This window comes from Reyranella sp. CPCC 100927 (genome assembly GCF_007859315.1).
Classification (GTDB): domain Bacteria; phylum Pseudomonadota; class Alphaproteobacteria; order Reyranellales; family Reyranellaceae; genus Vineibacter.
The window spans coordinates 460602-481952 of sequence record NZ_VOHA01000003.1 but is presented as its reverse complement, the minus strand read 5'-3'; the positions used below and the strand labels follow the sequence as shown (position 1 = coordinate 481952).

General features: G+C 58.0%; 15 protein-coding genes. 1 reads left to right on the top strand and 14 read right to left on the bottom strand.

Annotated features, from left to right (window positions below; genetic code table 11):
- Positions 1-23 precede the first annotated feature (23 nt).
- Positions 24-824, bottom strand: coding sequence for a class I SAM-dependent methyltransferase (locus FQU96_RS11675; protein ID WP_146541315.1), 801 nt, complete (start codon positions 822-824; stop codon positions 24-26).
- Positions 825-1142: 318 nt separating this feature from the next.
- On the opposite strand from FQU96_RS11675, the gene FQU96_RS11670 reads away from it, so the two are divergent.
- Entirely contained in the window at positions 1143-1838 is a 696-nt protein-coding gene (locus tag FQU96_RS11670; RefSeq protein ID WP_146541313.1) for a methyltransferase domain-containing protein, read from the top strand.
- Here the strand turns inward: FQU96_RS11670 and FQU96_RS11665 are convergent.
- From FQU96_RS11665 to FQU96_RS11605, 13 genes are all read right to left on the bottom strand, one after another.
- Complete coding sequence (locus FQU96_RS11665) at positions 1818-3623, bottom strand: rhamnan synthesis F family protein (RefSeq protein WP_178130456.1); 1806 nt, start codon at positions 3621-3623, stop codon at positions 1818-1820. The genes FQU96_RS11670 and FQU96_RS11665 overlap by 21 nt on opposite strands.
- 60 nt (positions 3624-3683) lie before the next feature.
- Positions 3684-5816, bottom strand: coding sequence for a rhamnan synthesis F family protein (locus FQU96_RS11660; protein WP_146541308.1), 2133 nt, complete (start codon positions 5814-5816; stop codon positions 3684-3686).
- 76 nt (positions 5817-5892) lie between these two features.
- A complete protein-coding gene (gene rfbD / locus FQU96_RS11655; RefSeq protein ID WP_146541307.1) occupies positions 5893-6750 on the bottom strand; it encodes a dTDP-4-dehydrorhamnose reductase in 858 nt (285 codons plus the stop codon).
- Entirely contained in the window at positions 6750-7724 is a 975-nt protein-coding gene (locus FQU96_RS11650; RefSeq protein ID WP_146541304.1) for an NAD(P)-dependent oxidoreductase, read from the bottom strand. Before FQU96_RS11650 ends, rfbD begins: the two co-directional genes overlap by 1 nt.
- A 12-nt stretch (positions 7725-7736) precedes the next feature.
- A complete protein-coding gene (rfbC, locus tag FQU96_RS11645; RefSeq protein WP_255467972.1) occupies positions 7737-8303 on the bottom strand; it encodes a dTDP-4-dehydrorhamnose 3,5-epimerase in 567 nt (188 codons plus the stop codon).
- A gap of 225 nt (positions 8304-8528) precedes the next feature.
- On the bottom strand, positions 8529-9308 hold the full coding sequence (locus tag FQU96_RS11640; protein ID WP_146541302.1) for an FkbM family methyltransferase: 780 nt from the start codon (positions 9306-9308) through the stop codon (positions 8529-8531).
- A gap of 55 nt (positions 9309-9363) precedes the next feature.
- Complete coding sequence (locus FQU96_RS11635; RefSeq protein ID WP_146541640.1) at positions 9364-10320, bottom strand: GDP-L-fucose synthase; 957 nt, start codon at positions 10318-10320, stop codon at positions 9364-9366.
- Positions 10320-11405: a GDP-mannose 4,6-dehydratase gene (gene gmd, locus FQU96_RS11630; protein WP_146541300.1), complete on the bottom strand. Its 1086-nt coding sequence runs from the start codon at positions 11403-11405 to the stop codon at positions 10320-10322. Before gmd ends, FQU96_RS11635 begins: the two co-directional genes overlap by 1 nt.
- A gap of 73 nt (positions 11406-11478) precedes the next feature.
- A complete protein-coding gene (locus FQU96_RS11625; RefSeq protein ID WP_146541298.1) occupies positions 11479-13734 on the bottom strand; it encodes a glycoside hydrolase family 99-like domain-containing protein in 2256 nt (751 codons plus the stop codon).
- Positions 13735-13779: 45 nt separating this feature from the next.
- Complete coding sequence (locus tag FQU96_RS11620; RefSeq protein WP_146541296.1) at positions 13780-16230, bottom strand: glycosyltransferase; 2451 nt, start codon at positions 16228-16230, stop codon at positions 13780-13782.
- A gap of 38 nt (positions 16231-16268) precedes the next feature.
- The gene (locus FQU96_RS11615) at positions 16269-18920 is read right to left on the bottom strand and encodes a glycoside hydrolase family 99-like domain-containing protein (protein ID WP_146541294.1); all 2652 of its coding nucleotides are present in this window, start codon (positions 18918-18920) and stop codon (positions 16269-16271) included.
- A gap of 16 nt (positions 18921-18936) precedes the next feature.
- Positions 18937-20250 (bottom strand): capsule biosynthesis protein, encoded by a 1314-nt coding sequence (locus FQU96_RS11610; RefSeq protein ID WP_146541292.1) that lies wholly within the window; start codon positions 20248-20250, stop codon positions 18937-18939.
- A 55-nt stretch (positions 20251-20305) separates the two neighbouring features.
- Positions 20306-21346 carry a hypothetical protein gene (locus FQU96_RS11605; protein ID WP_146541290.1) on the bottom strand — a complete coding sequence of 347 codons (1041 nt, stop codon included), beginning with the start codon at positions 21344-21346 and terminating at the stop codon, positions 20306-20308.
- Positions 21347-21351: the final 5 nt, after the last annotated feature.

Genomic DNA, 21351 nt, shown 5'->3' with positions numbered 1-21351 from the left:
GTGCCGATATCTCGCAGGACTGACTACTTAAGTCCCATGAGGCGCCCGAGCCACGTCCGCCGCCGACGGCGCAGCACCATGACATCTTGAGAATGTTTTCCTGGCAGACCAGACCATACGCCTTGCCCTACTGGACGATCAAAAACCAATCCGCTTGCCTTCACCATCGATTGTAAAGCGTCTTGCGTGAAGGCCACTGCACTTAATGGAGAGGCCGGATCGTTAATCCTGCATCCCGGCTCATGCTCGTGCTCAAAGAAAAGTCTCCAAGGAGTGCGGTCCGTCTTTCGAGCAGTCGCAAGTACTTCATCATTGTAAACAAAGCAGGTGGCAAATACGAGCCCTTCGGGCTTCAGAATGCGCGCGAACTCTCGCATGTAATGAATAATTTCAGGCCGGAGCATGTGGGTGAAGACTGACCAAAGGAAAATTCTGTCAACCGAGCCCGCTGGCACCGGCACCCGAATGTCGAGCGTAGATGTTGTTCCATTCGGATTATGGAGCTGGTCGCGTACGTCGAAATGCAGAAATGAAAAATTCGGATGACGCTTCGCGATATTTGCCTGACACCAGTCGATCGACGGCTTGATGATGTCGATGCCGACATAGCGGCCTTCATCCGACAGTATCTGCGTCAACGTGATGGCGTCTTTCCCGATGCCGCAACCAATTTCGACCATCGAGTAAGACGGCTCAACCCCAACGGTCGTACGCAAGTCACTCATGTGATGCTCGGCCACAGGTCCGAAAGTCTCTGGACCACCGCCTGTCATATTGATCAGGTGGATCGGAATCTCATAGCCTGCGTACGAAAAATACTCCATGTGGCCGTTTGTATCGGCTTCCGCATGTAGCGGTCAATAGGCTCACTTCGGGGATGATCGCATTTGAAACTGCCGAATCCATGCCTCAGCAAGTGTCGTACTGATATCCGTCAATCACGAAGCCATGAAGCGACAGGCGTTACTGTCGCTTCTTTTAATGACTTGGCATCGAACACGCCAGGGCGTCATACTCGTTGCATGTCGATTACGTTTGGAGGCGGACCGCTTCCCTGGTTTAAAGCCAACGCTGAGGTCTCGGATTTCGGGGCATATTCCACCCGCAGCAATGAAAATCGGGCCTAGCACGAGAGGATTTCAATGGAAGACATTGTAAGAACCCATGTCGAACTCGGCTGCGGCAACAACAAGCGAACCGGTTTTTTCGGCATCGACTTCGCACCGGGACCACAGGTCGACCTTGTCGTAAACGTCGAACGCGATCGACTGCCGTTCCCCGACAATTCGGTAGAGCATCTGTACAGCAGTCACATGTTCGAACATCTTACCTACCAACAGCACGCTTGGCGCGAGGTCTTCCGAGTGTGCAAACCGGGCGCGCTGGCTGAGATCTGGACACCATATGGAAAGTCAAATGACGGACTCCTGTTCGGGCACCTGACCTTTTTCACGGAAACATCATTCAAGCATATCTGCTACGAGTATGATCGTGCATACCTTGAAGACAGGCACGGGTTCTTCGAGTGGTATGAAACGCACTATGTTCTCCATCCTAATGTTGTCGAACGGCTCAGCATCATGAAGACGCCGATCGAGTTAGCGCTTGATCACATGATGAACATCGGCCTCGAATGGGGCGTATATCTACGGGTCAGAAAAGACCTCCCCCGCGCACCAGGAGTACAAATACCGAATAGACGATACACAGTAGGTAACAGGAACACGCCGATCGAAACTGATCAATTAAATCCACAGCCCAGCGGCGCGCCGAGTGAGGCTCATCGTAAGCCCACGCAATTTCTGCGCCAGCTTCTGTCAGTACCCCGTCGCCGCTGAAGCATTCTGGCGTCGTGAGTGCACTGACCGCGTACGAAGCAGACTCGCTGATGGTGCGTCTTGCTCTCCCCGCGTGAGATGGGTCATCAGATGTTTTCTCAATTCGGGATTCTGAATAACGTCGAGCCATCCTTTTCGATCAACTACCTCTAAGTCGTCCGTTACGACACGCTTCTTCAGGAAAGGGAAACCTGCATCAATGAGCTCACGCCAGTGATACAGTGTAGGGTTTATGGGGTCCGCGTAGTTGTCACAAAGCGACTGAAAAACGACATGGCACGACGCACCGGACATGATCACAACCGAGAGTAATTTGATCTCGTATTGCATGATAATTCTTCTCTGGTCGTTGACGACGCGAACCGCGGCCCAAAACGCCCGAAAGTGGGAGGATTCCAGAACCTTTCTCTTAACCAGGAAGAAGTAACTCTGAAAATGAAGAGATTCCTGTTGGGACGCCGTCAGTGCTACGCAATCTGCTGGCGAGGCAAGCGAATCACGGATCAGCCCATTCGTCGGTGAATCAACCGGGCCGAAGACACTGTCGTTGGCAAACAGGACGGCGTTTGCCAGCCACAATGTCGGCAAGACAGACAGCGCAAGTGCCCAACCAGCAAAGTCGTATCCGACATTGTCTCGTACGATAAAGCAAAGATCCGGATCGTCACCCGGGTACTCGAAGCTCACCGTGCTTCCGTTCGCCACAATGCAAACCACCGAGAACCCTGAATTCCTGATCCACCGCAGCATCAAATTCGTCGTCGGATCCATGCGCCCGTCCGGACAGTGACAGGCAAACAGGCAAACGTTCTTGCCGCGGAAATCATTGCGACATCCGATCAACTCGTAGCGCAAGCGCGTCACCGGATGATTTTCGTGCATCGCCCACGTTTCAGCTTCGAGAAGCTCGCGGTGGCTTCGGAAGTATTCGAAAACATCCTCCACTGGGTGCCGTACCCCGGCGCTTCCGGCAACTTCAAGCGCCCGTGGCGCTACACGGGAATACACTGCGCTCGGCTGCCGTTTCTCCAGCCAGCCACTTGTCACATAATGTGCCAGCGGTTCCTTGCCCGCCATAGCAACGTCCTTGTTCCGGTCAAGGTACCACTCAACATCGAACAGGGGGTGTGGTGCCCTCCCCTTCCTCCAGCCTGTCGCGAGGTAGTGAGAAAAGGGCTCGGTGTCCGCCGACATCACGTCCGGATTTTGACTCCTGTACCAAGCCGGAAAAAAGAAGGCACAAGGATCGCGTCCTTCCCGCCACCCCATCTGGAGATAGTGGGACAAGGGCTCGCGGCCCGCTGCAGCAACGTCTGGATACCGCTCGAGGTACCGAGCAACGTCGAACAATGGGTGTGGCGCACGGGCCTCTCGCCACCCGCGCTTCAGATAGTGCAACAAGGGTTCAGCGCCGGATGCGGCAACATCTGGGTTCTGGGACAAATACCATCCCACGTCGAAGAGCGGATGGGGGGACCGCCCTTCCCGCCAGCCATGCATCAGATAGTGGCGTAATGGCTCCAAGCGTGCAGAGAGAACATCCTCATTTCTACTGAGGTACCAACTCGTACTAAACAGGGGATGAGGGGCTCGTTGCTCCCGCCAGCCGTGTTCCAGATAGTGAGCAAACGGGTCCACGCCAGCCGCGGCAACATCCTCATTCTGTTCAAGGTACCAGCCCGCATCGAACAGAGCGCGCTGTCGGCGCCGAGCACGAATTTCCCGCAGATGCCGTCCCAACCAGCCTCCATGCTTCGAAGGTTTCGAGCGATCAACGGCAATCATGGATATGCCTCTGCCCATAGGCGCCCAGGGAAGCCTGTGAATAGTCGTCCTTTGCGCATTTCAACTAGGAAAACGCCCCAACCTCTGGGCGATCTTTGCCGCGTCGAATTCCGGCACGCCTGTCGCGATGGATCGGACGGGCAGAAACTCGGTTGTCTTGCCGATTCTCTCCTCTCCCCTGCGAACGGCCTCTCCAAGGCATTGCGCCAACGATTCCGGGGTCACGGCATCCATGGATACGATATTGGGACTGCGTTGACGCAAATCCTTGAACTGATACGAATTCGTGATGGTTATGGCTCCGGCCTCAGCCATCTCCAACGGGGGATAGCTCGGATGCGGCGACAGCATCAACGATATTCCTACGGCCGACCGGGAAAGAATCTCGCCATAATCTTGGAGGCTCAGCTTGCCGTGGATCGTCAGGTTCTGAACGTGCGGCGCTGCCGAATGCTCAAACTTCGTGCCAGCGGAGACGATCCGCCACTTCTTTGCGATCTCGACATCTTCCTGCTGCCATAAACAAATTCCGTCCATCAGCAACTCGAACGCATTCCGGGGTGTATCAGGGCGCCCATAGATCAGAATGATTCTCTCTTTGAGAGCTGTAGTTTTGAAATGTGCCCTGACAGATGTACTGATGGAATATGGCAGGCAGTACTTCTCTTCGATCGAGTAATTAGCATCAAAATAATTGGAAAGCTCTTCCGAGTTTACAATGCCGATCATGTTCGGAGCGTGGTATGTAGATTTCGCTAGCGCGTAGCGCGATGACCACCCGTAGAAATCCGGTTCATGATCTTGAATAAGATAAATGAACGGCCTCTCTGAGCCAAAAAAGTTCCGCTGCTGCAACTGAGCACGAATGGCGAATCGGGCTGTCCACCAGGCCGTCGCCATGAAGACTTCATTCCGCCGAATAGACAGTTGGTTCAACTGCCTGTTGTCGCCCAAATCAACTGCATCGAACTTTGCCTCAGAATTGTATGCATCCATCCAGGTCAAAACATGGTCGGGAATGAGACGCATGCATTCCTGGTCGATGGTGTCGGTCAACGAGACAATGCGCACCTGCACATCAGGCATTTCTTCCTGGATATCGCGAAACACCTTCAACGACGTCGCAACGCCTCCAAACAGCTTGTCAGGCCTGAGGGTTGGCGTCAGCAGGGTCAAGCGAGGCTTCTCAGAGAAATCGGGGCGGAAGCCTGTCCTGTTGATTTCCGGAAAGTATTCCACTTTCGATCCCAGGGCCATCCGGTTGCCCAGAAGCCGACGTGTGCTTCTTTGCGCGGCTGGTTGGATATCCTTTGGCTGGTTGACCGTGATCAGGCGTCGTTTGATTTCACAGTCTCCCGGCCGGACGACCCGGGTCCATGTCTTCCCGGATATTTCCGCCGCATAAACCAGGCTCCGCTCGATAGCGTGCTGAATCTCTCCGTCGATCTGCCCTGCCTCGGGGGGGAAATCGGCCAACGTGAGCTTGAGATCCATGATTGGCTTGAGTGCGGCCGAGTTCGCCCAGAACATCGATCCGGAAGGAAATTCCAGTAGGATGTCCTTTGAGTATTGGACTCCCATGCGCTTCAGGAGATGGCGCATGTGAGAATAGTTCCCGCCAAAATTCAGGACCCTCCGCACCGGCTTGAAATGATCTGGAAAAAGAAGACCAACATCACTGTTTTGCAGGACAAGCAGGTTTGACGTGACTATTTCAGGAGATCCAAGAAGATGATCAAAAAGATAGGTACGCCACCCGGCTAGATCCGAGTCATGTTTCGAGTGCTTGGAATGCACATGCAGGACGTGGTCGTACAGCGTGATCTTGTCGGCACAACCCACAAGAAACCCAGCGAGGTCCCGCCCGCGATTCTCCACCACGCGGACTTCGAGTTTGCCATGCGGGACCGACCGAAAGAGGTTACGGATCACATCAGCCTTACTATCGGAAGACGTCGTGGCCCAGACATCGAATGACACCGGAATATTGCCGAGATACCGGGCAATTTCTTCGGCGGCCTCGACATCAAATATGTGAGCAAACACCCCTATCGTACAGGAGCGAAGCTTGACCTCTCGAGAGAAGGGAAAGGGCACACTGAGAACGGGATCATGAATGTGGCGGACACGGGAAGACGGTATTGCTCCATGAAGCCCGACGTATCCCAAATCGATGTCGAAGAACTCTTTCATTCCTCAGATCCCGAAGACAGCCCGTTAGCTCGCCGTAGCGCCACACCAACAGGCGTGCGCTAAAACCCATGACTCCTTACCTGGTGGATAGGTAGCGCTTCAGCCCACTCTCCCAGTCCGACATGACATCCAGCCCGAGCGACTTGAGCGCCTGGTTCTCCAGAACGGAATAGCTTGGCCGGGGAACTTTGGCCGGAAACTCCCCGGGACGGGCCGGCAGCAACCGCACTCCCTTTCCCGCCAATGAGAATATCTCCTGCGCGAACCTGTACCATGAACACTGACCATGAGCGGTGCCGTGGAAAAGTCCCGGCGCCCGCGCATCACACAGGCGTACAACCTGCCGAGCGATGTCGATCGTATTGGTTGGAGTTAGGATCTCATCGTCGACGACCCTGACTTCTTCACGCTCGTCCGCTAGCTTCAACATCAACTGCACAAAATTGAGCCCGCCCTTGGCGCGACATTTGTTGGTGCCATAGATGCCTGACACACGCAGCACCGCGCCAGTATCGCCAGTCGAAAGGACAAAAGACTCACCCGCCACCTTGCTGTTGCCATAAACATTCAGGGGCAATGGCGCATCTGTCTCCACGTAGGGCTTCTTCTTCTTGCCGTCGAACACGTAGTCGGTGCTGACGTGAAGCAGGTATACGCCGTTCTCGGCGCAATACTGAGCCAGCGCGCGAGCGCCGATACTGTTGACCTGGTAAGCTCTTTCCGGCTCCTGTTCACAGGCTTCCACATTGTGCATGGCGGCCGTGTTGATCACGATGTTTGGACGAACCTGACCCAGCACCGTGCGAACAGCCGCAGGATCGCCGATCTCCAGATCGGCATGCGTGATCCGGGCAACATCATAGCTTTCCTGCTCGAGGGCGGCGGCCAGATCCGTACCCAGTTGGCCGTTAGCCCCTATGACTGCCGCCTTCATCACATACCCTCCTCCGGCTTCCGACCGAGTGATTGGAAGGTCCGGATATTGTAGTAGCGCGGATTGTCGAAGTCAGAAAACTTACTGACGTTCTCAGCCAATTCCTTGACGATGTCCTTGGCGTCAAACCGTGGCTTGAAGCCCAAGACCTTGGTCGCTTTTTCCCAGGTCACTTTGTAATTTCGAAAATCCTGCACATTCCGAACCAGAATGTTCGCCTCGACACCGGCGTAATCTTTGACGCCCTCGGCGACATAGTCCGCGACCTCGCCGATGGTGTAGTTGCCGGACGCAATATTGAAGATCCCGGAAATCTCCGGGCTTGCCTCGAGCGCCCGGATGTAGCCGTCCACGGCGTCACGGATGGCGAGGATGGGTCGCCAGATCGAGGGGTTGTTGACGATGATAACCTTGTCCTTCATCGCACTCTTGAACATCGTGTTGATCACGAGATCCAAGCGCATGCGCGGACTGTAGCCGCAGACTGTACCCTTGCGCATAGCGATGACGGAGAACTTGTCATCGGCAAGCTGCGTGCACCCGAACTCGCCCTGCAACTTGGAAATGCCGTAGGGATAGCCGCAGACTGCTGGTGACGTCTCATCATAGAGCTCGTTGACCGTGTACCCGTAGACCGAACACGATCCGCCATGAATGAAGCGCCGCACACCGGCTCGCTTGGCTGTGTAGGCCAGATATGCCGGACTGGAAGCGTTCTCGATGAAGTTCTGCGATGGCGAATACTCCGCCATTGGGTCGTTCGAGAGTCCGGCGATGAAGATGACAGCATCAACCCCCTTGAGATCCGCCTCCGTGATGTCCAGAACGCCCTTCTTGATGACTTCGGTCTGCGCCGGAAGCTCGTTGCCGAACCAGAGCAAATCGACCACGCGGACTTCGTAACCCCGCGACAGCAGACGAGGCACGAGCAACGAACCGATGTACCCGGCGCCCCCCGCAACAACGACCTTCATGACAAGCTCCGTCTACACCTTGAAAAACGATGACTCGGACCGATCCAGCCACTGCGCCAGGGTCTGGGCCTTCTGATCCTTGCCCGACAGGATTGGTTCGTTTACGGGCCAGGCAATTCCCAGGGCTGGATCGTCCCACAGGATTCCCGACTCACCCTTTGAGTTGTATGCGCCCGTGGTCAGGTACTCGATCTCGGCGAAATCGCTGAGCACGGCGAAACCCCGAGCGAAGCCTGCCGGTGCCCAGACCAGCTTGCGGTCACGCTCCGAAAAAGTGAACGCTTTGTGCTTCCCCAGCGTTGGCGATCCCTTGCGGATATCGACGGCCACCAGAAATGCCGTTCCGCGCGCGACGCGCATCAACTTGCCCATCGGAGGGTCCCACTGGAAGTGCAGGCCCCGCACGGTATTCTTGACTGACCCGGAGTGATTGAACTGCACGAACTGCGAGGGCAGCCCTAAAGGGGCATACTCGCTATCCTTGTAGACTTCCATAAAGAAGCCGCGTGCATCTTCGAATACTTCAGGACTGACAACGACGAGATCCGCGATCTCCGTTTTTTCGACTGTCACCTTCACCTGTGGCCCTCCCACCAGGACGTTCCACCGCTCAGCACCCGTCGCGGCCCTTGTCGGCGCTCGCAAAAACGTCGCATGCCCATGCACTTAAACGACGGAACAACATAGACCAATACCCATCCACGTGCGTACCAAATCGTCCCGCTGATGGACACCCGAATCCTTCGAATCCGGATTTAATCAGCATTCTCTTGAAGCATTTGACGTTACTGCAATAGATGGACGCTACCGGCCGGCAAATGATCTTGCCTTGGCAATGAGATGCGCTATGCCCCGCGCCGGTTTTGCTGAAGCCGCCGGTCGTTCCTTGATCCTGCTCTCCAGGCCCGCGACTGGCTCCCAATGGCTCCATGCAAACGGTTTTGTCTGCCAAGGTCGCAAATTGGGATTTTGCATCACCCTCTCGGCGACAAATACCATGTCAACCTGCGACAGCATGTCATGGTAGTAGCAGTGGTCGACAATATCGAACACCCGAAACGCCCGCGCCATGATGAAGCTTGTTCTCTCGAAGAACGTGTCGACAGGCGCTTCGACAATGATGCAGGCAATGTCGTTCCAAATGCCCTCGGCACCGCGCAGGATGGGGAGTTCATAGCCGTCGACATCGACCTTGAGCAGATACGGCTTGGGGCAATCCTGGCCTTTCATGAAGGTATCGAGCCGCATCTGGGCGACGGGTTCGATCGGCCCGCCGTCGGCCGAGTCAACCAGACTCGAATGGCTGACAGCGCCTCCGTCGATCGACGCCTTGCGAAGCATCCCCTGCCCGTCGCTGTCGGACAGCGCCGCCGGAACAAGCACGTGATCCAGGGCGCCATAGTTCCTTTTCAGCGCCGCATGGAACTCCACAGCCGGCTCGAACAGGATATGGCGCTTGTCGGGAAAGGCCAGGCGGAGTTCCGCTGTATCCTCCTGAGCACCGACGTCCAGCACCGTCCCGATCTCGACGCCTGCCTCACGCATGAAGCGGAACATGCTGCTCTTCGAAGGAAACCTGGCCATGCGTTCGGATCTCCGCGTGTGTACAGGCACGAGGCACCGCACCTTGCGTTGTTGGTCAAGCTGCAGTCGTCGCCCTGCCTCTCAGAAAGTCGGCATAGGCGAGGGCCACGCCTTCCTTGAGCCTCGTCGAGGCACGCCAGCCCAACTCTGATAACCGCGTGACATCGACCAGCTTTCGCGGCGTTCCGTCCGGCTTCGACAAATCGAAAGCCAGCGTGCCTCCGAATCCTACGACCGTGGCGACAGTCCTTGCAAACTCGGCAATCGAGATGTCCTTGCCAACGCCGATGTTGAGAATCTGTTCATCGTCATAATTCTTCAACACGTGAACGCACGCATCGGCGAAATCGTCAACGTAAAGGAACTCTCGTCGCGGCGTGCCGGTTCCCCAAACCGTCACCGAGTCGGCTCCGGACACTTTGGCCTCGTGAAACCGCCGGATGAGAGCAGCGACGACGTGGCTGTGCTCCGGATGATAGTTGTCTCCCGGCCCATAGAGGTTGGTTGGCATCACCGAAACGTACCGCACTCCATATTGGCGCCTGTAGGCTTGGCACAACTTGATTCCGGCAATCTTGGCGACCGCATACCATTCGTTGGTCGGCTCCAGAGGTCCTGTCAGAAGCTGATCCTCGCCCATCGGCTGCTGAGCCAAGCGTGGATAGATGCACGTCGAGCCAAGGAAAAGCAGCTGCCTGACGCCGGCATCAAAGCTGGACCTGATGGTATTGAGTTCGATCGCGAGATTGTCGGCGAGGAAGTCCACCGGAAGATCATTATTAGCCTTTATCCCGCCAACGCGGGCGGCGGCCACAATGACGATGTCAGGCTTTTCGCGATTGAAGAAGTGTTCAGTGTCGGCCTGCCGTCTCAAGTCCAGGGTCTTGCGGTCGGCGGTGATGATCTCGCATCCCTCGCGTGTCAGCCTGCGCACCAGCGCCGAACCGGCCATGCCACGATGGCCGGCGACGAAGACGCGGCGCCCTGACAGCGCGAAGGGCGGCGTCCCTATCACGGCGCTTCCTTTGCTCGAACGGAGCTGCTGGCGGAATCGCTGCGCTTCATGAGATCCAGGTCTGCGGCGACCATCTCCCGAACCAGATCCAGGAAGCTGGTTTTGTGGGTCCACCCCAGCTTGGCATGCGCTTTGGACGCATCGCCAATCAGGAGGTCAACTTCCGTCGGTCGGAAGTAGGTCGGATCGATGCGCACCAGCACCCGCCCCGTACCGGTCTCGACGCCGCGCTCATCCACACCTTTGCCTTGCCATTCGATGCGGCGTCCGATCTGTGCAAAGGCAAGCTCGATAAACTCCCGCACCGAATGCGCTTCACCAGTCGCCAGTACATAATCATCCGGCTGGTCCTGCTGCAGGATGCGCCAGATTCCGTCGACGTAATCCCGGGCGTGTCCCCAGTCCCGTTTCGCATCCAGATTGCCCATGTACAGGCACTCCTGACGCCCGAGTTCTATGGCTGCCACGGCACGGGTGATCTTGCGGGTCACGAACGTTTCGCCACGAAGGTGGCTTTCGTGGTTGAACAGGATGCCGTTCGACGCATGGATTCCATAGGCTTCGCGGTAGTTCACCGTGATCCAGTAGGCATAGAGCTTCGCGGCGCCGTAGGGAGACCGAGGATAGAATGGTGTTGTCTCCCGCTGCGGAACCTCCCGGACCAGACCGTAAAGCTCTGAGGTGGATGCTTGGTAGAACCGCGTGTGGCGGGTCAATCCCAGGAGCCGGATCGCCTCCAGCAGGCGCAGCGTTCCGAGGCCATCCGCGTTGGCGGTGTACTCCGGCGTTTCGAACGAAACCTTCACATGACTCTGGGCTGCCAGGTTGTAGATTTCATCCGGCCGAACTTCCGCGATAATGCGCACAAGGTTGGACGTATCGGTCATGTCGCCATAGTGCATGAGGAACCGCGCATCCCCCTCGTGCGGATCCTTGTAGAGGTGATCAACCCGCTGGGTGTTGAACGACGACGAACGCCTCTTCACGCCGTGCACCGTATACCCCTTCCCGAGGAGAAACTCGGAAAGAAAAGCGCCGTCCTGGCCCGTCACGCCTGTAATCAGTGCGGTTTTGTTGGTCATCGTTGCCTTGCTTCTCCGTCGTGGTCGTCATCCCGTTAACGCGAATTCACGGCGCACAGTCGACTGAATCCACTCAGGCCAGACGTGCGATCCGTGCTGCAAACTCCCGTTCCCTCTCGGGCGTCGGCCCCCTTCCACAGTCGATGATGCCTTCAGACAAGGCGTCGTACGTTACCTTGAGCAATGATCGATCGTGCCGTCCGTTGGGCTGCAGACATGTCCCGATCGCTCCTTGGTTCCATCCGTCGATGAACACAAGCGGTTCCTGTTGCTGGCGCCGCCGCATCGCTTCGCGCACCCCGTAGCGGAGCCATTGGCCGTAGGCTTTCGGGCTATCGTTGATGAGACGCGGATCGACCATATTGTCCCGGACGCCATCTCCAGGAGGGAGCACGCACCTGTACCTGACGTGATCGATCGGTGGCTGGTTCATGCTTCTCAGGGCAACGGCAATATAGTCATTCGACCACGTCGCCGATGGCAGCTTGCTGCCTCCTGCCGACGGCGCTTCAACTGCGGCATCGAACCCAAGCGGCCTCTGACAGCGGGTACCGATGGACTCAATCGCGCACAGATGGAGTCGATCGATGCCATGGTCCCTGGCAAGCTGCCGCCATGCCTGCGTTGCCCCGACACGGTCGCGGGCAGGGGCGCTGTCACGCACGAGCAGCAGCGGAGCGCCGTCTACCCGAATGTACCGCCGATCATCGAGTATGGGCAGAAGCCGCTCGACGAATTGCCTTTCGAACCATGGAGCCGTGGTGATCGTTCCGGACCGGTCGATTGCAGGATCTGGCTCCAGGTTCCAGCAGACGCAGAACGGAAAATCGAGGCCTTGCGCCGAGATCCATTCGCCGAGCAGGGAATCGTCTTCTGATCCGCGGTCAGCGTGAGCCCATTCATGGAAGCAGAAGCCGTGTATCCCGTGCTCCCTCGCGAGAGAAGTCTCTTCATGCATGACAAGCGGGTTGGTTGTCGTCTGTTGGCCAACTCTATCGCCTTGGCGGGAATGTGGATGCCGGAATGCTATCAATTTGACAGGAAACCGTACGAGCGGCAGCGCCTTGGCGGTCGTATTACCATGGTCTGTCGTCGCTTCTTCGCCGTACACGCTCCTATCCGATGCTTTCCGAGAAAGCTCGTCTCCCGGCACCGCCGTTGCGGGCGGCGATGCCGGGATGCGCCGGTACAGCTCGTCGAGCGCCGCCGCCGCGCGCGGCCACGTCAGAAAACGCTGCGCAAAGGCCCGTGCGTTGCGGCCCAGTTCCTGCCCCAACGATGGGGACTCGATTAACGCTCGAACGGCACGCAGCAGTTCAGCGATTGAACCGTCGTAGAGCTTGAGGACGTGCTTGCCGTCCTCAAGAGCCTTGCCAATATTGGTATCAGGCAGAATCACGGGCCGGCCGGAAACCAGATATTCAGGAAGTTTCGACGGGAAACGGTAATCATTGAATGGATCGCTGCGTCCCGGCTGAATCAGGATATCGGACATCCCGACCAGAACCGGGATGTCCGCTCTTGGCGCAAACCCAAGATCGATCACGTAGTCCGAAAGATCCGCCGCATCGGCAAAACCCAGAGAAGCATAGGTCCAGCCGGTTCTCACCAGTTTGACCGGCAGGCCGTAATGTCTGAGCAAGCCGACTGTGGCATAGAGTTTCTGGATATCGGTCGCGATGGAGGGATGGACGTTTCCCGAGTAGAGAATCACGATGTCGCGTTCGTCGATACCGTACTTGGCGCGCGCGCGGCGATCCTCCGCAGAGACATTCTCGAACGGCGTATCAAAGCCCGGCCAGAAAACCATGCCGGGAACATCCGCCGGCTTGAATTCCAGTAGATTGTCGATCAAGCAAGAGTAACCCGCGGCCGCTTCCATGAAACGGCGGTAACGATACGGATGGGATCGGTGCGGGCCGATCAGTCCGTCTATCACATCGTGCGGCAGGGACAGGATATCGGTATCGCTAAATCCCCGCAGTTCGTCCCGGACGACCTGCTCCTCGTTGTCCTCCATGTGGACGACATGCCGACAGCGGTATCGTCGCGTCATCTTCGTCGTGATCTGACGGACGTGCTCGCGTGGCGTCCAGGCATGCACCAGATCTGGTCCCTGCGTGTTGGAGAAGGCGATGCCCTTCTTCCACGCAGTTTCATAGTCCAGCACACCAAAGCTTGGCTCGCCGTGCTCATGAACGGTTTCGGGGCTGTCAGGCACCACAATCACGCACTCATGTCCCAGCTTGGTAAGCTCGGTCGCCAGACTGAAAACATGCATCGCGCTGTTACCGCGGAAGTTGCAATGCGCGACGAAACAAAGATTCATGGGCCCTGGTTCTCCGACTGCCGGCGAGACATTGTCTGTTGGCAGCTAGGTGTAATCGGCTCTCCCGGACGCAAAGTTCGGACTGTAGCGTGGATCAACGAGGTTCTTGTTGCTTCCGTGCTTCTCCAGGAAAAGCATGGCATCGATGGCCGCCTCCGCCGGCATGGCCAGGTAGTCGCCATCCACGGTCGTGAGCGCCGTAGCGATTCCGATGTTACGATAGCCCGCCCATACGGCGCGGGCAGCCGCCTCGCCGAAAAGATAGTATGGCGAGACGAAAGCCCGATCGAACCCACCAAGCGTCCGCAGAACGGCGGTATCGATCATCATCAGGGCCGGATACAACGCGAATACTTCCCGATCACAGGCGAGCGCACCCGCGTAGCCGTCGTCACCTAGCCGAAAACCCGGCATGGCAGGCAAGAGCCCGGCTTTGTCGAGCACAAGCCCGGCGGCACCGACCCGACCATCGCGGTGATACAAATGAGGACCGACGAACGCGACGTCCGGCTGTTCCGCATACAGCAGTAGATAGTCCAGCCAACGCGGATTATCGATCTGAACGAGCGGATCGATCCAAAGGAGGTAGCGAGACGACATAGTGTCGAGAGCTTCAGCCAGCGCATCGGCCAGCGGCGCGTTCAGGCTGCCGCCACTTTCCAGCGCCCCCCTAGCGGACCGAGGGGAAATCACGCGGACATTTGCCAGCCGCGATCTCTTGTCTTCGAGTCGAGCGACGCACGCGGCAACAGCGTTTGATGGGCGCTTCCAGCCACAAACGAGGGCCTCTATGTCCGGGTACGACAGGCGACTGTTCGGCTTGATCGTGAGGCGATGTGGCAGGTCCGGATGCGGTGTCGCCTCTGCGGGAAAGCCAGTCCGCATGAAATGGGCATTGACCGCCTTGCACTGTACCGGCTCAACCTTGCCCTTGGCGTTGGCGTCGGCGGCGACGCTGCCCGGCGCGCGTCGCCAGTGATACAGCATTCTTGGCACATGGACGATCTCGTCGGCGCGCTCGCTGACCCGTAACATGAACTCGAAGTCCTGCACGCGATCATAAGCCTTGTCGAAGCCGCCGACTGCCACGGCCAACGCGCGACGCACAACAAGGAGATGCCCGACATACATGACGCCGGCAAACAGCGTTGGAGACCAGTCTGGCTTATAGAACGGTGACTCGAAGGTTCCTTCGGCTGAGCTATACGCCTGATCGCTGTACGCCACATCGGCACCTTGGCCATCCATTGCGTACAGCACCTCCTCGATCGCCTCCGGCACCAGCAAGTCATCGTGATCAACCAGGGCTATGTAGTCCCCCTTCGCCAGGCGGAGGGCCTCATTCGTCGCCTCCGAGATGCCGCTGTTGCGTGACAACCTGGCTGTCCTGATGCGCGGATCGCGGGCCGCGAGCATCTCCAGCAACGGCCCCATGTGCGCCGCCGGGGAACCATCGTCCACGATGACCAACTCCCAGTTCCGATAGGTCTGCGCGCGCACGCTGTCCACTGCCACCGTCAGCAGCTCTCGGTCTGAGTTGTAGGTTGGTATCAGGATGGAGACGAGTGGCTGCTTCTGGAGCGGGGATCGCGAATCGTCACGAACCGACTCTCGCATCGGGGGCAGGCTGTAGGTCATTCCGCCCCGGGCAAGAGCAGGATCAACATTTGAAAGCCACTCGACGTAGTCCACCAACGGATCTATTGCCGCTCTCGGAGAGAGAGCAGACAGCATCCGAAAATATCCCCCATCGAAGAGCGGATGCGGTAGGCGCCGCAACTCCAGCGATTGCATCAGATAGTGAACAAGCGGATTCGCCGCCCGCTCGAGTTCCGGATACAGCCGAAAATAGTACTGTGCATCAAATACTGGATGAGGCCAGCGTCCTTCTGCACCGCCACTGGTCAGGTAGTGACGCAATGCACCGGATTCCGCGCGTATATCCGGATTGGTTCTCAAGTAGAATTCAGCATTGAACAGCGGATGAGGCGAGCGCCTCTCCTTGTCGCCATGAAGCAGAAAGTGAGTCAACGGATCCATGCCGCTCGCGGCCACGTCCGGATTTGACTTTCGATAGTATTCGCGATCGAAGAGCGGATGGGGAGAAAGCCCCTGAGCTGCACCTTCCTTCAAATAGTGTCCCAGCGGATTAGCCTTGATTTCCTCGGATGCCTCCGTCTGAAAGAGATACCAAGGAGCATGAAACAGCGGATGAGGATCGCGGCCTTCCGATACGCCGTGCTCAAGATAGTGAACGAGCGGATCAACGCGTGCCATCTGTACGTCGCGATAGCGCGCCAAGTACCATTCGGCATCAAAACGAAGCGGCGCAGTCGTACGTGACAGCAAATGGCGTTGCTGCCGCAACCAGTATCTGCTGGCGAGCCGATGCAGGGCGCTGGCGAGTGGCCGGCCAATGGCATTGTCGAGGAGCGGATTGTCTACGACGTCGGGTCTGCGGAACGGCGCAAGCAGGTGACTCAGTACTGCCGTCATCGCTTGCTCCGATGCGAGGGCGCAGTCAGCATCGCGGACTACTCCCCAGCTTGAGCAGACAGTACGACGCCGGGCCGATCACGCCCGGCGCCGATGCGCGGCGGTGCCCTTGACGCTCCGTTCAACGCATCAGCAGTCGCTTGTAGATAGGCATATCCGTACTTCCGGTCGGGCTCAAGATATGCGCCCTCTGCCCACTCGTTCCACGCGTTGATGAAAACGAACTGTCGGTCAACCGGAAGCCGGTCATGTGTCTGCACGCAGATCTTTTCCAACCATTCCCTGTACACCGCGGGGTGACTGTTGATGAACATGGCGGGGGTCGAACGCCGCGGCGTGCAATCCCAGTCCGGCACGATGCCCCGGAAACAGGGGTACGAAGGTGCCTGCCGGGCCAAAGCCTTTTCGACGGCCGCCCGATAATCGAAGATCGCTCCCTCGAAACCTGGATCGTAGAGACTGACTGATCCGGAAACATTCGGGATTGGCAGGTTGTGCGGTGGAAACTCCACAGCCGCATCGAAGCCGAACGCCCGCGGATCCACATCGCCGTCGAATATCGTCTGCATGGCGGCAAGGAATAGAGGCGGCAGACCGATGGCCCGACAACATGCCTGCCATCGCTCGACCGTCGCCCTAATGTTCGGAAACAGGCTGGGCCGGTAGATCAGCAGCAACGGTCTGCCGTCCACGGTGATGTATCTCGAATCGGTGATCGCCGGCTCAATGTCTTTGAAGAAGGCCAGATCGTCTTCCGGCGTATGACGCTGTGTCAGAAGCGTCCCCTGCTGCCGCGCTTCACCGTCCCATTGCGCCGTCCACGGCTCGTTGGCCCAATGTAAACAAAACGGCAGATCAAGGCTTTTGTCCGCGAGGATGTGATTGTAGGGCACGCGCATGACGGGCCTGCCCTCCAGGAAATAGTGGTGAAGGCAGAAGCCGTGGATACCGTACTGTCGCGCCAATTCCATCTGCCGTTTGATGACGTCCTTGATGCGCGTATCATAGAACCCAAGCTCACCGGGCAACCTCGGCTGGTAATGCCCTTCGAACATCGGTTGCGCCTTGGTCGTATTGGTCCACTCGGTAAATCCGCGTCCCCAGAAGCGGTTGTTCTCCTCGAAGGGATGAAACTGAGGCAGGTAAAAGGCGATCGCCTTGACAGCACTGGGGTGAATCGAGGGAGTCGTTTCCTGCACGTATGTCGGTGCATCCTCCGCACGCCTGTAGGCGCCGTACAGATCGTCGACGACGATCGTCGCCTGGCCCACGAGCCTGCGCTGTGCACTAAGGCCGCGCGCGCGACCCACCATCAAAAAGTGGACCAAAGGATTGACATCAACATAGCCGGCCTTTTCGATCAGGTCTTTGTAGTATCTCCCATTGAAATCAGGCGCAGGATTTCTGTTATCTTTCCAACCTTCGTGGACGTAATGCTTGACGGGATCCCACTGATTGCGAGCGACGTCACGGTATTTCTCCAGGTAGTAGCCTTTGTCGAAGGCGCCACTCTGCTCGATAATCTGTTGGCACACCTGCTCTGTCATCTCGGACAACAGCCGCTTCACAGGCGAAAACGACCAGCGGAGGCCACCTTTCGCGACACAGAACAGCAGCGATCGCTCTATCCCGTGCGCAAACGTTGCATCACGCACGCCTTCATCGGGCGGCGAAAAATCATCCCAGCCAAGCTTGAGGTCGAGCAACGGGCCAAGCGCCCGTGATCGGAACCAGTACATCGAGCCGCTCGCAAACTCGACCTTCTGGTCCCGGCGCAGCCGAACGTCCACCGACAGTCGCCTGAGCACGGATTGCATGGCATCAACATTGCTCCCGACGCTCAGCCATCTCGAAATGCCGTCCCAGTGGCTCGGCATGACGATGCCGAGGTCGGCGTAGCTCATCAACAGCGATACGATCCGGCGAACGAGGATGGGATGCCCCACGAGTTCGGAGAAAATATGCCGTCTCCACTCGATGCCATACTTCGGATCTTCGGAAGTCGACTTCTTGCCCTGCAGCCTGAGGCAAATGTCATGGCTTGCGATCTCGCTGGCGAAACCGACAAGGAAAGGACCAATGTCCCATCCTCGATTGGGCAAAACCTTGATGACTGCTTTCTCGGTTAACGAAAGCTCAGCCAGGACCACTTCTATGCTGCGCTGTTTCGCTGTCGTGTCCGTCGAAATATAGACTCGATATGGATACGGAATGTTGTCGAGAAGCGCGAGTATTTCCTTGGCGAGATCATCGTAGAACAAGTGAATGAAAACGCCGATTTCACCCGGCGGCGGAAGCGTCGCGAGCTCGATCTCGTCCGACTCGAGTTGCCACGCCGCAATGTCTTCCAGACTGGATGGCGCCTTGGAGATTCTCCGTCGACGGCGGGTCTTGATGTAGTGGATCAACGGATTTTGGGTCTCCGCCAACCGGTGCCGTCGTCTGTACTGTTTCGTATTGAATGCGGCGGATGGGTTGCGTCCCTCCTCATGACCGTGCAGTGCGTAGTGAAGTACCGGATCGAGATCGGACTGCGCTACATCAGGATATGACGCGCGGTAGAACGTCCGGTCGAACAGGCCACTCCCGTCAATCAGCCGTTGCTCTTGCGACAGCTTGATGCGCTGCCCGATCCGTCGCAGCGAAGATAGGGTGGACGGGAGTTTCATGGCTTTAACTTGCGTGGACATTCCACTCGCCAATTTCTCACACCCGATGATCCTCCACCGAGGCCCAGATCAGCGCGACGATGCTCCACACAACGAATAGCGCCAGCGGCGCCAGGATCGAGAAAGCGACACGGCGGGGATAGAGCGAATCTTCCGGCAGTGACGGTGGCACGAAAACGGTGAGATAGACGGCTTGTCGCTCGGCTGACATGCGCGCCCGTTCGAGTCCATCCTGCGCCATGGTGAACAGCCGCTCCGAGAACTGCCGCTGGACCTCGAGTTCCTCGAACTTCGACAGTTTGGCCGCGATGTTTCGGATCTCGGAGCTCTGCCCCGTCATCTTCTCTTTCAGCTGCGCGATCTGCACGTCGGTGATCTCGAGGCGAGCTGTCATGTTCTGGATCGACGGAGCGTTCCTGGTCAATGATCGTGAGGCGACGAAGAGATCGCTTTCCAGCCGTATCTTTTCCGCCAGAAGCTGCAACAACAGCTTCCCGGTCTCATCGGCGGTCTTGATCGGGTCAATCAGGCCTTCGTCATCCCGATAGCGGCGCAGGTCCGTCAGCGCCGTACGAACCCGGCCATCCGCACGTTCCACCTCGCGCTCGGCAAAGCGCATGGCGTCTTGCCGCGCCCGATCCGACATTTCGTTGACGAGCTGCTCGCTGAGTTGGAGGACGGCCCGCGTCAGCGCCAGCGCATCATCAGGCCGAAAGGCGCGGATCTTCACCGTGACGATGCCGGAGGGACCATCGACATATGTCGTGACCATGTCCTTCCAATAATCGACCAGATCCTCGACCTTGGCGTCGCTCTTCAATCGCGCCCAGAAATCGGCCTCCGGCCGTCGGAAGATCGCGCGGAGATCCATCGTCTTGGCAAGATCGTCCACTACGGCGCGACTGCGAATGTAGTTGGTGACGACATAGGCGTTGGGACCGAGCGTCGACATCGAGAGCGCCGACGTGGAATTGGCCCCTGCTCCCGACGATCCCGACTTTGCCATGGCGGATTGGACGGCCGATTCCTGCTCGGCCGACCGCACCACGGCGTGCGCCTCGGCGACGTACTGATCCGACGCGATGAAGATGAAATAGATCTGAGCGGCCAAGGCCGGCAGGACAACGCAGGCGATGAAGCTGACCAGCACCAGCGGAAAACGCCCCCGTGTCGTGGGAAACGGCGCCAGGCCCGATTCCGCGTCGATCTCGAGCTGACGCTGGCGCAGCGGCATCAGGCTGCGCATGCTCCGGTAGGCTCGCGCCACGATTCCCGACGCCGGAGTCACGTCGGTGACGAGGCGCTCCTGCCGTCGCCGGGCGCGCGGCTGTTGTCCGATGTCACCGTCCATCGCCATCCGTTCCCGGGTTACCGCTTCCAGCTAACTAGCGTGAAACCTATTGGAATCACAACGTTTTTTCCACTGCAGCTTTGACGTGACCATACAATTCCAGGTCGCGCTCGATCAGATTCTTGACGGCCTTGATCTCGCGGAGAACCCGCCCCAAAGCAGTCACGGCGCTCGACCGGGGAATGGGCGGTAGAGCCGCCGGATCGATGCCGAGCTGCGCGCCCAATCCCTCCAGGAACAAGTCAGGGTACTCGCGCAGACCGACCACGGCGCAGTTGGACAGCACCTCCAGCGCCGCGGCCATGGTCGAATCCTGCGGCGTTTCGTCGGGCGTGCGCGCACCCAGGCTGCGCACGGCAGGGTCGGCGAAGGTGAAGGCGTCCTCGGCGGATATGTTGCGGAAAGCGCGTCGCAGCTGTCTTTCGTCGGAAAGATCAAGCGAGGCAGCGAACTCGATCGCTGCCTCGAAAGACATGCTGTCCCGCTCATCGAGCGCCCCCATGTCGCCGTGCGCAGCGTCAGTCAACATGAGAAGGCGCTCTGCGAGTTCGTCATACGGGTCGTGCAGCAGGCAGATGGCGCGGAATCCACGATCTTCGAGGAAATACTCGTACTGCTTGTAGAGTATCCGTCCACTGGCGTAGATCGAGTCGGCGTAGTCCAACAGAATGATCTGGGCCGTCGTCTCGCGGCCGAACTGCTCCATCCCCTTGTAGAAGAACCTGAAGGAACCATCGAGCGCATCGTCCAGCTGCGATAGCGGTACGAGGTGTGTCTCCAGCCGAAGAAGCTTCTGCTTGATGACAGATTCGGCCGGCCGCCGGCGGTAAAGAACGAGCCCGGTCTCGGGGTCGTGGAGCTCAAGGTCCTGCATGTCGGCCAGGCCCGGGATCAGGTTCTGGTCGAAGCTGAATCCGCACCAACCGGTCTCGTGGCGACCGGCAGTGACCAACTGGGGCCGCGTTTCATTACATTCGAACGTAATCGGTTCGATGCCGCTGCCCACGATCCTGATCACGGACGTGCCGGTGAACCTGTCCGAGACAAAATAGCCCGTCACCACATGCCCGTGATCCGCCTCCATGTTGAACAACATCGTCG

Coding starts and splice junctions, on each gene's coding strand:
- rfbD (WP_146541307.1), bottom strand. CDS start 6,750: ATGAAGGCGGCAGTCATAGGGGCTAACGGCCAACTGGGTACGGATCTG.
- FQU96_RS11665 (WP_178130456.1), bottom strand. CDS start 3,623: ATGATTGCCGTTGATCGCTCGAAACCTTCGAAGCATGGAGGCTGGTTG.
- FQU96_RS11610 (WP_146541292.1), bottom strand. CDS start 20,250: ATGGACGGTGACATCGGACAACAGCCGCGCGCCCGGCGACGGCAGGAG.
- FQU96_RS11675 (WP_146541315.1), bottom strand. CDS start 824: ATGGAGTATTTTTCGTACGCAGGCTATGAGATTCCGATCCACCTGATC.
- FQU96_RS11640 (WP_146541302.1), bottom strand. CDS start 9,308: ATGGCCAGGTTTCCTTCGAAGAGCAGCATGTTCCGCTTCATGCGTGAG.
- FQU96_RS11670 (WP_146541313.1), top strand. CDS start 1,143: ATGGAAGACATTGTAAGAACCCATGTCGAACTCGGCTGCGGCAACAAC.
- FQU96_RS11625 (WP_146541298.1), bottom strand. CDS start 13,734: ATGAATCTTTGTTTCGTCGCGCATTGCAACTTCCGCGGTAACAGCGCG.
- FQU96_RS11605 (WP_146541290.1), bottom strand. CDS start 21,346: ATGTTGTTCAACATGGAGGCGGATCACGGGCATGTGGTGACGGGCTAT.
- FQU96_RS11615 (WP_146541294.1), bottom strand. CDS start 18,920: ATGTCCACGCAAGTTAAAGCCATGAAACTCCCGTCCACCCTATCTTCG.
- FQU96_RS11620 (WP_146541296.1), bottom strand. CDS start 16,230: ATGACGGCAGTACTGAGTCACCTGCTTGCGCCGTTCCGCAGACCCGAC.
- FQU96_RS11660 (WP_146541308.1), bottom strand. CDS start 5,816: ATGAAAGAGTTCTTCGACATCGATTTGGGATACGTCGGGCTTCATGGA.
- FQU96_RS11650 (WP_146541304.1), bottom strand. CDS start 7,724: ATGAAGGTCGTTGTTGCGGGGGGCGCCGGGTACATCGGTTCGTTGCTC.
- gmd (WP_146541300.1), bottom strand. CDS start 11,405: ATGACCAACAAAACCGCACTGATTACAGGCGTGACGGGCCAGGACGGC.